Raw genomic sequence first — 14,150 nt, forward strand, 5'->3', positions numbered from 1 at the left:
GTTACCCTATCTTCGAACCACGCACCTGCGCTACCAGCCCCCCTGTTAAGGAGCCCACATGCCACCGAAGGCGGCAGATGGCCGCCGACCCAGTCCCGACGGCGGACTGGGTGGCTTTGTACCGTTCCCCGCGGATCGGGCCGCGTCGTACCGGGCGGCCGGCTATTGGTCGGGGCGAACCCTGGACACCGTGCTCTCCGATGCCGCGCGGCGCTGGCCTGACCGCCTCGCGGTGGCCGACGCCGGTGATCGTCCCGGCCACGGCGGCCTCAGTTACGCCGAACTCGACCAGCGGGCCGACCGGGCCGCCGCGGCGCTGCACGGCCTGGGCATCACGCCAGGCGACCGGGTACTGCTCCAGCTGCCAAACGGCTGCCAGTTCGCGGTTGCCCTGTTCGCGTTATTGCGGGCGGGGGCGATCCCAGTGATGTGCCTGCCCGGTCACCGCGCCGCCGAATTGGGCCACTTCGCCGCCGTCAGCGCGGCCACCGGGCTGGTGGTCGCCGATGTGGCCAGCGGGTTCGACTATCGGCCGATGGCGCGCGAACTTGTTGCCGATCACCCCACCCTGCGCCATGTCATCGTCGATGGCGATCCGGGACCGTTCGTGTCGTGGGCGCAGCTGTGCGCCCAGGCCGGCACCGGTTCGCCGGCACCGCCGGCCGATCCCGGATCGCCAGCGCTGCTGCTGGTCTCCGGCGGCACCACCGGCATGCCCAAACTCATTCCACGCACCCACGACGACTACGTGTTCAACGCGACGGCCAGCGCCGCACTCTGTCGGCTTAGCGCCGACGACGTCTATCTGGTGGTGCTGGCCGCCGGCCACAATTTCCCGCTGGCCTGCCCGGGCCTGCTCGGCGCGATGACCGTCGGGGCCACCGCCGTGTTCGCTCCCGATCCCAGCCCGGAGGCCGCCTTCGCCGCCATCGAGCGCCACGGCGTCACCGTAACCGCGTTAGTTCCGGCACTGGCCAAACTGTGGGCCCAATCCTGTGAGTGGGAGCCGGTGACACCGAAGTCACTGCGGTTGTTGCAGGTTGGCGGGTCCAAGCTAGAACCCGAGGACGCTCGCCGGGTGCGCACAGCGCTCACCCCGGGCCTGCAGCAGGTGTTCGGCATGGCGGAGGGGCTGCTGAACTTCACCCGCATCGGCGACCCACCCGAAGTGGTGGAGCACACCCAGGGGCGGCCACTATGCCCGGCCGACGAACTGCGCATCGTCAACGCCGATGGTGAGCCGGTGGGGCCCGGGGAGGAAGGCGAACTCTTGGTGCGCGGGCCCTACACGCTGAACGGCTATTTTGCTGCCGAACGCGACAACGAGCGCTGCTTCGATCCGGACGGCTTCTACCGCAGCGGCGACCTGGTCCGCCGCCGCGACGACGGCAATCTGGTGGTCACCGGGCGCGTCAAGGATGTCATCTGCCGTGCAGGAGAAACCATCGCCGCCAGCGACCTCGAAGAACAGCTGCTGAGCCATCCGGCGATCTTCTCGGCCGCGGCGGTGGGACTACCTGACCAGTATCTGGGGGAAAAAATCTGCGCTGCAGTCGTTTTCGCTGGAGCTCCGATTACGCTTGCGGAGTTGAACGGCTACCTTGACCAGCGTGGTGTGGCCGCGCATACGCGACCCGACCAGCTGGTCGCGATGCCGGCGCTGCCCACAACGCCGATCGGGAAGATCGACAAACGAGCGATCGTCCGCCAGCTCGGCATCGCGACGGGTCCCGTGACGACCCAGCGCTGCCATTGACTGACGTCAACAAGTTGAATTGACTGCGTTGCATGACCGACGGTGTTCCGGCCCGCGGGTCACTTCGATCACGCGGCGCGGTAGCGGTGAGCTCGATGGTGTTGCGGCCCATCACCGGGGCGATTCCGCCAGACGGGCCGTGGGGGATATGGGCCTCGCGCCGGATCATCGCCGGACTCATGGGCACGTTCGGGCCCTCGCTCGCAGGCACCCGAGTGGAACAAGTCAACTCCGTTCTGCCGGACGGACGCCGGGTCGTCGGCGAATGGGTGTATGGACCGCACAACAACGCGATCAATGCCGGACCCGGTGGCGGCGCCATCTATTACGTACACGGCAGCGGTTACACGATGTGTTCGCCCCGAACCCACCGGCGGCTGACATCCTGGCTGTCGTCATTGACCGGGCTACCGGTGTTCAGTGTCGATTACCGACTGGCGCCGCGCTACCGTTTCCCGACCGCGGCCACCGACGTGCGGGCGGCCTGGGATTGGTTAGCGCACGTATGCGGCTTAGCCGCGGAGCACATGGTGATCGCCGCGGATTCCGCGGGTGGCCATCTGACCGTCGACATGCTGCTGCAACCCGAGGTCGCCGCCCGACCTCCGGCGGCGGTGGTGTTGTTTTCGCCGCTGATCGACCTCACCTTCCGGCTGGGCGCCAGTCGTGAGCTGCAGCGCCCCGATCCTGTCGTGCGCGCTGACCGTGCGGCCCGGTCGGTTGCGCTGTACTACACCGGAGTCGATCCCGCCCACCACCGGCTGGCGCTCGATGTTGCCGGCGGGCCACCGCTGCCACCGACGCTGATCCAGGTGGGTGGAGCCGAGATACTCGAGGCCGATGCGAGACAACTCGATGCCGACATCCGCGCTGCCGGCGGCATATGCGAGTTGCAAGTGTGGCCTGATCAGATGCATGTGTTCCAGGCCCTGCCGCGGATGACGCCCGAAGCGGCCAAAGCCATGGCCTATGTTGCCCAGTTCATCCGCAGTACAACAGCACGTGGAGACCTCTGAACGTTACTGGCGTGCAACCAGATACGGCGTCAATGTGGATAGCTTTTCGCAAGTCTCCTCGAATTCGCGCTCTGGCTCCGATTCTTCGATGATGCCGGCGCCGGCCCGCAGCCAAGTCCGCCCGCCGACCTGGTATGCCGCTCGCAGCGTCAGCGCGGCGTCTAGCCCGCCATCCGCCGAAAGCATCACCACCGCACCGGAATACAGCCCACGTGGGCACTCATCGAGGCGAAAGATGGCCTCAACGCCAGCTGCTTTCGGGATTCCGGATGCAGTGACAGCAGGAAAAAGAGCTTCCAGGGCGGCCATCCGGTCGCTCGATGGATCCAACCGTGCTCTGATGGTGGAGCCGAGGTGCTGCACACTGCCGCGCTCGCGCACCGTCATGAAATCGATGACCGCAGCACTCCCTGGTTCGGCGATGTTGGTAATCTCCTCAAGCGAAGAGCGCACTGAAATAGCGTGCTCGACAATTTCTTTGGAGTTTGATTCCAGGTCATCACGAGCCAGTCGGTCAATGGCGGGACCACGGCCCAAGGCGCGGGTACCGGCCAACGGCTCGGTGATCACCACTCCGTCGGCGCGCACCGCCGTGACGAGTTCGGGGCTGTAACCCAGAGCACGGATTCCGCCCAACTGCAACAAAAACGACCTCACCGGGGTGTTGTGCCGACGCCCCAGCCGGTAGGTCAACGGAAAGTCGATCGCGAAAGGCACTTCGACACAACGGGACAGAATCACCTTGTGGTAGCGGCCGGCAGCGATTTCATCGACGGCTACCGCCACCCGACGGCGGAAGCCGGATGGATCGTCGGAGACGTCGACGGAGCGGGACTGCGGCACCTCTCGCACCCCGGTGGCGAGTAATCGGTCGATGGCCTCGCGGTGGCGAATCCCAGCATCGAACAGGCGAATCTCCTTTTCGCTCACCATGATCCGGGTTCGGGGCGAAAACACCCGGGCCAGTGGGGTGTGCGGCGCCAGCCGCTGCTGCAACCCATAGCGGTGCACGCCGAATTCGAAGGCGACCCAGCCAAAAGCTTGATCGGTTTCCAGCAACAGCCGATCGACGGCTTCGCCCAGGGCCGCTCCCGGGCGACCCGACCATTGCTGTCGCCGCGTAACGCCATCACGGATGACGCGCAGTTCGTCGCTGTCTAGCTCCACCATCGCCTGCACACCGGCGGCCAGGACCCATTGGCCGTCGCACTCGTAGAGCAGGTAATCCTCGTCGACGGACTCGGTAACCACCGCCGCCAGCTCCGCTGCCAGGTCGGCGGGGTTGACACCGGCGGGCATCGGGATGGACGACGACGCGGTGCTGACGGCGCCTGTCGCGACGCTGAGCTCGGACACAGCTAGTAAATGTAGCCTAACCTACTTAATGGGTCGCAGCCCCCCGGGGTCGTCGCATGTCCAACGTGCTCGACTGGAAGAAAATGCTCGTCGGGAGCAAATGGCACCAGCCGGGGCGGCGACAGGACCCACCCACGGCCGGACGGTCCGCGGACTGCGTTTCGCAGCGTAATCATTTCCGCAGGCAGAGGCGGTCGCGGCCGGTGCTCGCCGGTTACCATGCCCGCCAACTCACGCACACGAAATCGTGAAACCTTTGCCAACCGTTTACTGGCTAGCTACAAAGCAAGGTTTTGCCTTCGCCGGAATTCTCCTAACATCACTCACTAACCACGTGGACCATCCGGTCGACGACGTAGTCGCGGTACGCGTGGCTCGCCAAGCTCGGTATGTCCGCTGGGTCTGCCCAGGCATCGCCCGATCGTTAGCCAGTCAACAGAGAGGACCCGACGATGTTCGTAATCCGGCTCGCCGACGGCGAAGAAGTCCACGGCGAGTGCGACGAGCTGACGATTAACCCAGCAACCGGCGTCCTCACGGTCTGCCGGGTCGACGGGTTCGAGGAAACCACCACGCACTACTCGCCGTCGGCGTGGCGGTCGGTGACACACCGCAAGCGGGGGGTCGGCGTTAGACCATCCCTGGTCTCAACGGCTCAATAAGCCCGAGCCACACTTTCTAGATTCGACTTGATATTCCTGGTCGCTCCCCTGACGCTGGGTGCTTCCTGGATCGCCGCACCAGGTATGGGAGGCGCCAATGCTGCATGAGTTCTGGGTGAACTTCACTCACAACCTGTTCAAGCCGCTGCTGCTGTTCTTCTATTTCGGGTTCTTGATCCCGATCTTCAAGGTGCGATTCGAGTTCCCCTATGTGCTCTACCAGGGCCTAACCCTGTATCTGCTGCTGGCCATCGGTTGGCACGGCGGCGAAGAACTCGCCAAGATCAAGCCGTCCAACGTCGGCGCCATCGTTGGGTTCATGGTGGTTGGCTTCGCCTTGAACTTCGTGATCGGCACCTTGGCATACTTCCTGCTGAGCAAGCTGACCGCCATGCGCCGGGTCGACAGGGCGACGGTCGCCGGCTATTACGGGTCGGACTCGGCAGGGACATTTGCCACCTGTGTAGCAGTCCTGACCAGCGTCGGCATGGCCTTCGACGCCTACATGCCGGTCATGTTGGCCGTCATGGAGATCCCCGGCTGCCTGGTGGCGCTGTATCTGGTGGCGCGGCTGCGGCACCGAGGGATGAACGAGGCGGGGTACATGGCCGACGAGCCCGGCTACACCACAGCGGCGATGATCGGAGCGGGGCCCGGCACGCCCGCCCGGCCCGCTCACAGCGACAGCCTCACGGCCCAAGCCGAGCGCGGCATCGAAGAAGAGTTGGAGCTCTCGCTGGAAAAGCGCGAGCATCCAAATTGGGATGAAGACGGCGTCAAAGACAGCGGCACGAATGCGTCGATCTTCTCACGCGAGTTGCTGCAGGAAGTTTTCCTCAACCCGGGGCTCGTTCTCCTCTTCGGCGGCATCGTCATCGGCCTGATCAGTGGACTGCAGGGACAGAAGGTCCTACACGACGACGACAACTTCTTTGTGGCGGCATTCCAGGGCGTACTTTGCCTGTTCCTGTTGGAGATGGGCATGACGGCGTCGCGTAAGTTGAAGGATCTGGCGTCAGCGGGCAGTGGGTTCGTTTTCTTCGGCCTGCTGGCACCGAATCTGTTTGCGACGCTTGGGATCATCGTGGCCCACGGCTACGCATACGTCACTAACAACGACTTCGCGCCGGGCACCTATGTGCTGTTCGCGGTGCTCTGCGGCGCGGCGTCCTATATCGCCGTCCCGGCCGTGCAACGGCTTGCGATCCCCGAGGCCAGTCCGACCTTGCCGCTGGCCGCGTCGCTGGGTTTGACGTTCTCCTACAACGTCACGATCGGGATCCCGCTGTACATCGAGATCGCCCGCATCGTCGGGCAATGGTTCCCTGCCACCGGGGCTTCGATCGGTTAGCCCAGCAGAGTGCGCACCACCGCGTCGGCCAGCAATCGCCCCCGGCCGGTGAGGACCAGTCGGTCGCCGTGGTAGTCCAGCAATCCGTCGGCCAACACCGCCTCGGCACGTTCCCGTTCGGCAGCCCCTAGCCGGGCGAGCGGTAGCCCCTGGCGCAGCCGGACCTTCAGCAACACGTCTTCGGTGTGCAAAGCGTCGGCGCCCAGCTGCTCGAAGCCCGCTACCGGCAACGTCGCCCCGGCCAGTATCTCGGCGTAAGTGTTGGGGTGCTTGACATTCCACCAGCGTGTCACGCCAATGTAGCCGTGCGCGCCTGGACCTGCGCCCCACCACTGGCCACCGTCCCAATAACCCAGGTTGTGCCGGCACTCGCCGCCCGGTCGACACCAATTGGACACCTCGTACCAGGCAAACCCGGCCGCCGACAGCCGAGCATCGACCAACTCGTAGCGATGCGCCAGCACGTCGTCATCGGGCGCGGCCAGCTCACCACGCCGAACCCGGCGAGCCAGTGCCGTGCCGTGCTCGACGACCAAGGCATACGCGGACACATGATCCACACCGGCCTGCACCGCGGCGTCCACTGAGCGCACTAGGTCGTCGTCGGACTCCCCCGGGGTTCCATAGATCAGGTCGAGGTTGACGTGTGTGAAGCCCTCCGCTATCGCCTCGGTGGCCGCGGCCGCCGCCCGGCCCGGCGAGTGCACCCGGTCCAAGGTTGCCAGCACCCTCGGGGCCACCGACTGCATGCCGAGCGACACCCGCGTGTAACCGGCCGCGCGGATCGTGGCGAAGAACTCCGGCCACGTCGACTCGGGGTTGGCCTCGGTGGTGACTTCGGCGTCGGGCGCCAGCACAAAGTGGTCCCGCACCATGTCCAGCAACATGGCCAGGCGCTCCCCCCCGAGCAGCGATGGCGTCCCGCCGCCCACATACACGGTATGCACCGTCGGTGCGTCCAGCTTGGCGGCCGCCAGTTCGAGCTCCGCCCGCAGCGCCAGCAGCCAACGGTCCGGGCTGACGCCACCCAGCTCGGCCGGGGTGTAGGTATTGAAGTCGCAGTACCCGCAACGGGTCAGGCAGAACGGGACGTGCAGGTAGACCCCGAACGGTTGTCCGGGCATGGGCGCCAGGCCGGGCAGCTCAACCGGTGCCTGCCGAAATACCATGCCAAATCATCGCATAGCGCGTACCAGCTAGGGTGGCCAGCAATGTAACGCAGGCACACCTCAATCGTCCCTGCTCCCCGAACAACCTCCAGTCTCGGCCGCGAGGAACGTCAGGATGTGGGTGAGCGAGCCCAGCGGTGCGTCTCCCTGACTACAAGAACTACATTTCGGCCACGCACCCGGGCCTTGGGTTTTCATAATGTTGTCTGCGACCTCGATCTGTTGCTGGGGACTCGCGGCCGCCGGCGACCCGACACCACCGTTGGAATCCCACGTCGCCTGGCTGATCTGCAGACCACCGTATAACCCGTTACCGGTGTTGGCCGCCCAATTGCCGCCGGATTCGCATTGCGCGATGGCGTCCCAATCGATGTCGTCGGCACCTTGTTCGTGGTGGCTGATTTGACCGACGCCGCCACGACGGTCCCGTGGGTGGCCACCCGATTGTTGGCCAGCAGTTGGCGAAGGTGCGCACTGGATTTGCCGTACTTGTCTTTGAACTCGCCGGTCGAACCCTCGAGAATGTCCCTCATGTTGTGGTCGATCCGCTCACAGTCCATGGTGGCCAGCTTGACAACATAGCTGCGTGCGGCCTGCAGTGCCTGGCCGGCGGCGACGTCTGTCTGATGCTTCTCAAAGAGCACCCATCCGCACCATCCAGACCCGGCCAACGACACAACCACCGCGACGGCGCCAACCCAGCCAATCACCGATCTGGTTAACCGACCGCGGCCGGGAGTTTCGGCCGGTTCGCCGGTGCCGCCTGGCTCACTTGCACCGTGGCCCCGGCCGAAGATGGTCATTCTGCGCACGATTGACATCGATCACTATCCGCTAAGACAACTATCTCAGTAGTCATATTTGGTCACATCTGTCACTCCTGTCAACGTCAGGTGCGCGTCTCCCAGCGGATTCCCGGGTCGGCCTATCCATCCATCCAGGCTTGTTGCGTAGTTTTGATCATCGTGAAAAGAAATTTGACCAGGTCGCGCAGCTGCACGCCATCCATGGCAGAATGTCACCGTGACCGCCGCCAAGAACCCGCGCCCCGATCTGCGAATCGCGCTGGTGGCTCGGCGGCACATCGACCTCAAGCGGGTCTGCAGCTGTGGCTGTCGGCCTTGACGCCGTAAACCCAGCCCACCTGTATCTGCAGCCGGCGACCGGATCTGCCCCTCCCGGAACAAGCGGCGTTTAGCGCGTCCTAGGTCGGCGATGTCCGCGAAGGAGAACCCCCAAATGACCACTGCACGTCCCGCCAAGGCTCGAAATGAGGGCCAGTGGGCGCTGGGACATCGCGAGCCACTCAACGCCAACGAAGAGCTGAAGAAGGCCGGCAACCCGCTCGACGTGCGGGAGCGCATCGAAAACATCTACGCCAAACAGGGTTTCGACAGCATCGACAAGACCGACCTGCGAGGGCGCTTTCGCTGGTGGGGCCTGTACACCCAGCGTGAGCAGGGCTACGACGGCACCTGGACCGGTGACGACAACATCGACAAGCTCGAGGCCAAATACTTCATGATGCGGGTGCGTTGCGACGGCGGCGCGCTCTCGGCTGCCGCGCTGCGCACGCTGGGCCAGATCTCGACGGAGTTCGCGCGCGATACCGCCGATATCTCCGACCGGCAGAACGTGCAATACCACTGGATCGAAGTGGAAAACGTCCCTGAAATCTGGCGACGGTTAGACGATGTCGGACTGCAGACCACCGAGGCGTGCGGTGACTGCCCGCGGGTAGTGCTGGGCTCGCCGTTGGCCGGCGAGTCGCTCGACGAAGTGCTCGACCCGACCTGGGCGATCGAGGAGATCGTGCGTCGCTACATCGGCAAGCCCGACTTCGCCGACTTGCCGCGCAAGTACAAGACCGCCATCTCTGGCCTGCAGGACGTCGCGCACGAGATCAACGACGTCGCCTTCATCGGCGTCAACCATCCCGAGCACGGACCAGGCCTGGATCTGTGGGTGGGCGGTGGACTGTCGACCAACCCGATGCTGGCCCAGCGGGTCGGCGCCTGGGTTCCACTGGGCGAAGTGCCCGAGGTGTGGGCGGCGGTCACCTCGGTGTTTCGCGACTACGGCTACCGGCGGCTGCGCGCCAAGGCCCGGCTGAAATTTCTGATCAAAGACTGGGGCATAGCGAAGTTCCGCGAAGTGCTCGAAACCGAGTACCTCAAGCGTCCGCTGATCGACGGTCCGGCCCCCGAACCGGTCAAGCATCCGATCGACCACGTCGGGGTGCAACGACTCAAGAACGGGCTCAACGCCGTCGGAGTCGCCCCCATCGCCGGGCGGGTATCGGGCACCATCCTCACGGCGGTCGCCGACCTGATGGCGCGGGCCGGTTCCGACCGGATCCGGTTCACCCCCTACCAGAAGCTGGTCATCCTCGACATTCCGGACGCCTTGCTCGACGACTTGATCGCCGGTCTGGACGCGCTGGGGCTGCAGTCGCGCCCGTCGCATTGGCGCCGGAACTTGATGGCGTGCAGCGGAATTGAGTTCTGCAAGTTGTCATTCGCCGAAACCCGGGTTCGAGCACAGCATTTGGTGCCCGAGCTGGAACGCCGGCTTGAGGACATCAACTCGCAGCTCGACGTACCGATCACCGTCAACATCAACGGCTGCCCGAACTCATGTGCGCGAATTCAAATCGCCGACATCGGATTCAAGGGACAGATGATCGACGACGGACACGGCGGCTCCGTCGAAGGCTTCCAGGTGCATCTGGGCGGACACCTCGGCCTGGATGCCGGATTCGGCCGCAAACTGCGCCAGCACAAGGTCACCAGTGACGAACTCGGCGACTACATCGACCGGGTGGTGCGCAACTTCGTCAAACACCGCAGCGAAGGTGAACGCTTCGCGCAGTGGGTCATCCGGGCCGAGGAGGACGACCTGCGATGAGCGGCGAGACAACCAGGCTGACCGAACCGCAACTACGTGAGCTGGCCGCGCGCGGAGCTGCCGAACTCGACGGCGCCACCGCCACCGACATGTTGCGCTGGACCGACGAAACCTTCGGCGACATCGGCGGCGCCGGCGGCGGCGTGAGCGGACATCGCGGGTGGACAACGTGCAACTACGTAGTTGCTTCCAACATGGCTGATGCGGTGCTGGTGGATCTGGCCGCCAAGGTGCGACCGGGCGTACCGGTCATCTTTCTTGATACCGGCTACCACTTCGTCGAAACAATCGGCACCAGAGATGCGATCGAGTCCGTCTATGACGTCCGGGTGCTCAATGTCACTCCGGAGCACACAGTGGCCGAGCAGGACGAACTGCTGGGCAAGGACTTGTTCGCCCGCAACCCCCATGAATGCTGCCGGTTGCGCAAGGTCGTTCCCCTGGGCAAGACGCTGCGTGGCTACTCCGCGTGGGTGACCGGGCTACGGCGGGTCGATGCACCGACCCGGGCCAATGCCCCGCTGGTCAGCTTCGATGAGACGTTCAAACTAGTGAAGGTCAACCCGCTGGCGGCCTGGACCGACCAAGATGTGCAGGAATACATTGCCGACAACGACGTGCTGGTTAATCCGCTTGTGCGGGAAGGCTATCCGTCGATCGGTTGCGCTCCGTGCACAGCCAAACCCGCCGAAGGCGCCGACCCGCGCAGCGGACGCTGGCAGGGGCTGGCCAAGACCGAATGCGGGTTGCACGCCTCGTGACCGCGCCGGCGACGATGCAGAGCGCAGCGATGCTGAGGAGCGGCGCCATCGAAGCACCGCCGGCGACGATGCAGAGCGCAGCGATGCTGAGGAGCGGCGCCATCGAAGCACCGCCGGCGACGATGCAGAGCGCAGCGATGCTGAGGAGCGGCGCCATCGAAGCACCGCCGGCGACGATGCAGAGCGCAGCGATGCTGAGGAGCGGCGCCATCGAAGCACCGCCGGCGACGATGCAGAGCGCAGCGATGCTGAGGAGCGGCGCCATCGAAGCACCGCCGGCGACGATGCAGAGCGCAGCGATGCTGAGGAGCGGCGCCATCGAAGCACCGCCGGCGACGATGCAGAGCGCAGCGATGCGGTGGGGGCACCTCCCGCTTGCGGAGGAGAGCGGCACCATCGCGCCTCAGCTCGTCCTCACCGCACACGGCAGCAAAGATCCGCGATCGGCCGCCAACGCACGGGCTATCGCGAGCCGGCTGGCGCGCATGCGGCCCGGGCTCGACGTGCGGGTCGCGTTCTGTGAGCTCAACTCGCCCAACCTGGTCGACGTGCTCAACCGCTGTCGAGGAGCAGCTGTGGTCACCCCGCTGCTGCTGGCCGATGCCTACCACGCTCGCGTCGACATCCCTGCCCAGATCGCCAGCTGCCGCGTTGGTCACCGGGTACGCCAGGCCAGTGTGCTGGGTGAGGACATTCGGCTGGTGTCAGCGCTGCATGAGCGCCTCACCGAGCTGGGGGTTTCGCCGTTCGACCACACACTGGGGGTGGTCGTGCTCGCGATCGGCTCATCGCATCCCGCGGCCAATGCGCGCACCTCGACGGTGGCGTCAAGGCTGGCGGAGGGGACCCAGTGGGCCGCGGTGACGACCGCTTTCATCACCCGACCGGAGGCTTCGCTGGCCGATGCCACCGATCGGTTGCGACGCCACGGTGCCCGTCGGATGGTCATCGCGCCATGGCTGCTCGCCCCTGGGATACTGTCTGACCGGGTACGCGGATACGCACGGGAAGCCGGCATCGCGATGGCACAACCGCTGGGTGCACACCCGATGGTGGCCGCGACCATGTGGGATCGCTACCGACAAGCCGTGGCCGGTCGGATCGCGGCCTAGGTCTTCTCGAAGGTCTGCTGGAACGGATGTCCTCTGGTGAGTGTTTGGTTGCGAGCGGGCGCCTTGGTGGCTGCAGTGATGCTGTCGCTGAGCGGATGTGGCGGCTTCCACGCGGGTGCGCCAAGCACGGCAGGTCCGTGCGAGATCGTCCCCAATGGCACGCCGGCGCCCAAGACACCCCCGGCTACCGTGCCTTCGTCGCGCAACCTCGCGACCAACCCCGAGATCGCCACCGGCTACCGCCGGGACATGACCGTGGTGCGGACCGCCCACTATGCGGCCGCCACCGCCAATCCGCTGGCCACTCAGGTGGCCTGCCGAGTATTGCGCGACGGTGGTACCGCCGCCGATGCCGTCGTGGCCGCCCAGGCGGTGCTGGGGTTGGTCGAACCGCAATCCTCCGGGATCGGCGGCGGCGGATATCTAGTGTACTTCGACGCCCGCACGGGCTCAGTGCAGGCCTACGACGGCCGTGAGGTGGCCCCAGCGGCCGCCACCGAGAACTACCTTCGCTGGGTCAGCGACGTCGACCGCAGCGCGCCCAGGCCCAACGCCCGAGCCTCGGGACGGTCAATCGGAGTACCGGGCATCCTGCGAATGCTGGAGATGGTGCACAACGAGCACGGGCGCACACCCTGGCGCGACCTCTTCGGCCCCGCGGTAACGCTGGCCGATGGCGGTTTTGACATCAGCGCCAGGATGGGCGCGGCCATCTCCGACGCTGCGCCGCAACTGCGAGACGACCCGGAGGCTCGCAAGTATTTCCTCAATCCCGACGGCAGCCCGAAACCCGCGGGAACCCGGCTGACGAACCCCGCGTACTCAAAAACCCTGTCCGCCATCGCCTCCGCCGGCGCCAACGCCTTCTATTCCGGCGACATTGCCCACGACATCGTGGCGGCGGCGAGCGACACATCGAATGGCCGCACGCCGGGCCTGTTGACCATTGAGGACCTGGCGGGTTACCTCGCCAAGAGACGCCAACCGTTGTGCACGACCTATCGCGGCCGGGAGATCTGCGGCATGCCATCGTCGGGTGGCGTCGCCGTGGCCGCAACCTTGGGCATCCTCGAGCACTTCCCGATGAGCGACTACGCGCCCAGCAAGGTCGACCTCAACGGCGGTCGCCCGACCGTGATGGGGGTTCACCTGATAGCGGAGGCCGAACGGCTGGCCTATGCCGACCGCGACCAATATATCGCTGACGTCGATTTTGTCCGGCTGCCCGGCGGCTCGCTCACCACGCTGGTTGACCCGGGCTACTTGGCAACACGCGCCGCGCTAATCTCGCCGCAACACAGCATGGGCAGCGCCAGACCGGGGGACTTCGGCGCACCGACGGCCGTCGCCCCGCCAGTGCCTGAGCATGGCACCAGCCACCTCAGCGTCGTCGATTCGTACGGCAATGCGGCCACGTTGACGACGACGGTGGAATCTTCGTTCGGCTCCTACCACCTGGTGGACGGATTCATCCTCAACAACCAGCTGAGCGATTTCAGCGCCGAGCCACACGCTACTGACGGATCACCGGTGGCTAACCGGGTCGAGCCTGGGAAGCGACCGCGCAGTTCGATGGCACCGACGTTGGTGTTCGATCACTCGTCGGCGGGGCGCGGTGCGCTGTACGCGGTGCTCGGTTCTCCGGGCGGCTCCATGATCATCCAGTTCGTCGTGAAAACACTTGTGGCGATGCTGGATTGGGGTCTGAATCCGCAGCAGGCGGTTTCCCTGGTCGATTTCGGCGCCGCGAACTCGCCGCACACTAACCTCGGCGGTGAGAATCCCGAGATCAACACTTCCGACGATGGTGATCATGACCCGCTGGTGCAAGGCCTGCGCGCGCTGGGGCATCGAGTTAATCTTGCCGAGCAATCCAGTGGGCTCTCGGCGATCACCCGCAGCGAGGCGGGTTGGGCCGGCGGCGCCGACCCACGCCGCGAAGGCGCGGTCATGGGCGACGATGCCTGAGCCGTTCGCCGGCGGGCGGCCAAACGAACGCGGACCACTTCGAGCCGATAATTTTGCCGGCCCTCTCGGGCTTTGTCTGCGGTTTTACCGGC

Annotated in this window: 11 protein-coding genes and 3 pseudogenes; 10 read left to right on the plus strand and 4 right to left on the minus strand. The window is 65.5% G+C overall.

Translation table 11 applies throughout. The features are described 5' to 3' along the window. Nucleotides 1-58: 58 nt before the first annotated feature. Both mbtA and mbtJ read left to right on the plus strand, forming a co-directional pair. Nucleotides 59-1,756: a bifunctional salicyl-AMP ligase/salicyl-S-ArCP synthetase MbtA gene (gene mbtA / locus MCAN_RS12665; protein WP_014001248.1), complete on the plus strand. Its 1,698-nt coding sequence runs from the start codon at nucleotides 59-61 to the stop codon at nucleotides 1,754-1,756. A gap of 32 nt (nucleotides 1,757-1,788) precedes the next feature. Next, a complete protein-coding gene (gene mbtJ, locus MCAN_RS12670; protein WP_041180112.1) occupies nucleotides 1,789-2,772 on the plus strand; it encodes an acetyl hydrolase/esterase MbtJ in 984 nt (327 codons plus the stop codon). 3 nt (nucleotides 2,773-2,775) lie between these two features. On the opposite strand, the gene mbtI is transcribed toward mbtJ, so the two are convergent. Then, the gene (gene mbtI / locus MCAN_RS12675) at nucleotides 2,776-4,128 is read right to left on the minus strand and encodes a mycobactin biosynthesis salicylate synthase MbtI (protein WP_014001250.1); all 1,353 of its coding nucleotides are present in this window, start codon (nucleotides 4,126-4,128) and stop codon (nucleotides 2,776-2,778) included. A gap of 452 nt (nucleotides 4,129-4,580) precedes the next feature. Between mbtI and MCAN_RS12680 the strand changes: the two genes are divergently transcribed. Beyond that, nucleotides 4,581-4,790 (plus strand): hypothetical protein, encoded by a 210-nt coding sequence (locus MCAN_RS12680; protein ID WP_003899302.1) that lies wholly within the window; start codon nucleotides 4,581-4,583, stop codon nucleotides 4,788-4,790. 97 nt (nucleotides 4,791-4,887) lie between these two features. Further along, complete coding sequence (locus MCAN_RS12685; protein ID WP_003412289.1) at nucleotides 4,888-6,141, plus strand: sodium-dependent bicarbonate transport family permease; 1,254 nt, start codon at nucleotides 4,888-4,890, stop codon at nucleotides 6,139-6,141. Here MCAN_RS12685 and hemW read toward each other — a convergent pair. The 3 genes and pseudogenes from hemW to MCAN_RS12700 all read right to left on the minus strand — a co-directional run. After that, nucleotides 6,138-7,310 (minus strand): radical SAM family heme chaperone HemW, encoded by a 1,173-nt coding sequence (gene hemW / locus MCAN_RS12690; protein ID WP_041180113.1) that lies wholly within the window; start codon nucleotides 7,308-7,310, stop codon nucleotides 6,138-6,140. The genes MCAN_RS12685 and hemW overlap by 4 nt on opposite strands. A 60-nt stretch (nucleotides 7,311-7,370) precedes the next feature. Further along, a pseudogene (gene rpfD, locus MCAN_RS12695) lies at nucleotides 7,371-7,691 on the minus strand (resuscitation-promoting factor protein RpfD); the annotation flags it as partial. After that, nucleotides 7,691-8,113 (minus strand): annotated as a pseudogene (locus tag MCAN_RS12700) (hypothetical protein); the annotation flags it as partial. The pseudogenes MCAN_RS12700 and rpfD, both read right to left, overlap by 1 nt. A gap of 265 nt (nucleotides 8,114-8,378) precedes the next feature. Between MCAN_RS12700 and MCAN_RS24170 the strand changes: the two are divergent. The 6 genes and pseudogenes from MCAN_RS24170 to MCAN_RS12720 all read left to right on the plus strand — a co-directional run bounded on the left by MCAN_RS24170 (nucleotide 8,379) and on the right by MCAN_RS12720 (nucleotide 14,058). Further along, nucleotides 8,379-8,435: an Ms4527A family Cys-rich leader peptide gene (locus MCAN_RS24170; RefSeq protein WP_349814673.1), complete on the plus strand. Its 57-nt coding sequence runs from the start codon at nucleotides 8,379-8,381 to the stop codon at nucleotides 8,433-8,435. A gap of 114 nt (nucleotides 8,436-8,549) precedes the next feature. Further along, on the plus strand, nucleotides 8,550-10,217 hold the full coding sequence (gene sirA / locus MCAN_RS12705; protein ID WP_003899303.1) for a sulfite reductase SirA: 1,668 nt from the start codon (nucleotides 8,550-8,552) through the stop codon (nucleotides 10,215-10,217). After that, nucleotides 10,214-10,978 carry a phosphoadenylyl-sulfate reductase gene (locus tag MCAN_RS12710; RefSeq protein ID WP_003412303.1) on the plus strand — a complete coding sequence of 255 codons (765 nt, stop codon included), beginning with the start codon at nucleotides 10,214-10,216 and terminating at the stop codon, nucleotides 10,976-10,978. The genes sirA and MCAN_RS12710 overlap by 4 nt, the downstream gene beginning before the upstream one ends. Next, nucleotides 10,975-11,064: pseudogene (locus MCAN_RS24175) on the plus strand (sirohydrochlorin chelatase); the annotation flags it as partial. The gene MCAN_RS12710 and the pseudogene MCAN_RS24175, both read left to right, overlap by 4 nt. Before the next feature lie 159 nt (nucleotides 11,065-11,223). Continuing rightward, nucleotides 11,224-12,090: a sirohydrochlorin chelatase gene (locus MCAN_RS12715; protein ID WP_041179919.1), complete on the plus strand. Its 867-nt coding sequence runs from the start codon at nucleotides 11,224-11,226 to the stop codon at nucleotides 12,088-12,090. A gap of 36 nt (nucleotides 12,091-12,126) precedes the next feature. Beyond that, on the plus strand, nucleotides 12,127-14,058 hold the full coding sequence (locus tag MCAN_RS12720) for a gamma-glutamyltransferase family protein (RefSeq protein ID WP_014001253.1): 1,932 nt from the start codon (nucleotides 12,127-12,129) through the stop codon (nucleotides 14,056-14,058). Nucleotides 14,059-14,150 lie beyond the last annotated feature (92 nt).

This window comes from Mycobacterium canetti CIPT 140010059 (genome assembly GCF_000253375.1).
GTDB lineage: Bacteria > Actinomycetota > Actinomycetes > Mycobacteriales > Mycobacteriaceae > Mycobacterium > Mycobacterium tuberculosis.

What these genes read in the sequence shown, in the direction of transcription:
- sirA (WP_003899303.1), top strand. Translation starts at nt 8,550, where the DNA reads ATGACCACTGCACGTCCCGCCAAGGCTCGAAATGAGGGCCAGTGGGCG.
- MCAN_RS12710 (WP_003412303.1), top strand. Translation starts at nt 10,214, where the DNA reads ATGAGCGGCGAGACAACCAGGCTGACCGAACCGCAACTACGTGAGCTG.
- MCAN_RS12680 (WP_003899302.1), top strand. Translation starts at nt 4,581, where the DNA reads ATGTTCGTAATCCGGCTCGCCGACGGCGAAGAAGTCCACGGCGAGTGC.
- MCAN_RS12685 (WP_003412289.1), top strand. Translation starts at nt 4,888, where the DNA reads ATGCTGCATGAGTTCTGGGTGAACTTCACTCACAACCTGTTCAAGCCG.
- mbtJ (WP_041180112.1), top strand. Translation starts at nt 1,789, where the DNA reads ATGACCGACGGTGTTCCGGCCCGCGGGTCACTTCGATCACGCGGCGCG.
- MCAN_RS12715 (WP_041179919.1), top strand. Translation starts at nt 11,224, where the DNA reads ATGCTGAGGAGCGGCGCCATCGAAGCACCGCCGGCGACGATGCAGAGC.
- hemW (WP_041180113.1), bottom strand. Translation starts at nt 7,310, where the DNA reads ATGGTATTTCGGCAGGCACCGGTTGAGCTGCCCGGCCTGGCGCCCATG.
- mbtA (WP_014001248.1), top strand. Translation starts at nt 59, where the DNA reads ATGCCACCGAAGGCGGCAGATGGCCGCCGACCCAGTCCCGACGGCGGA.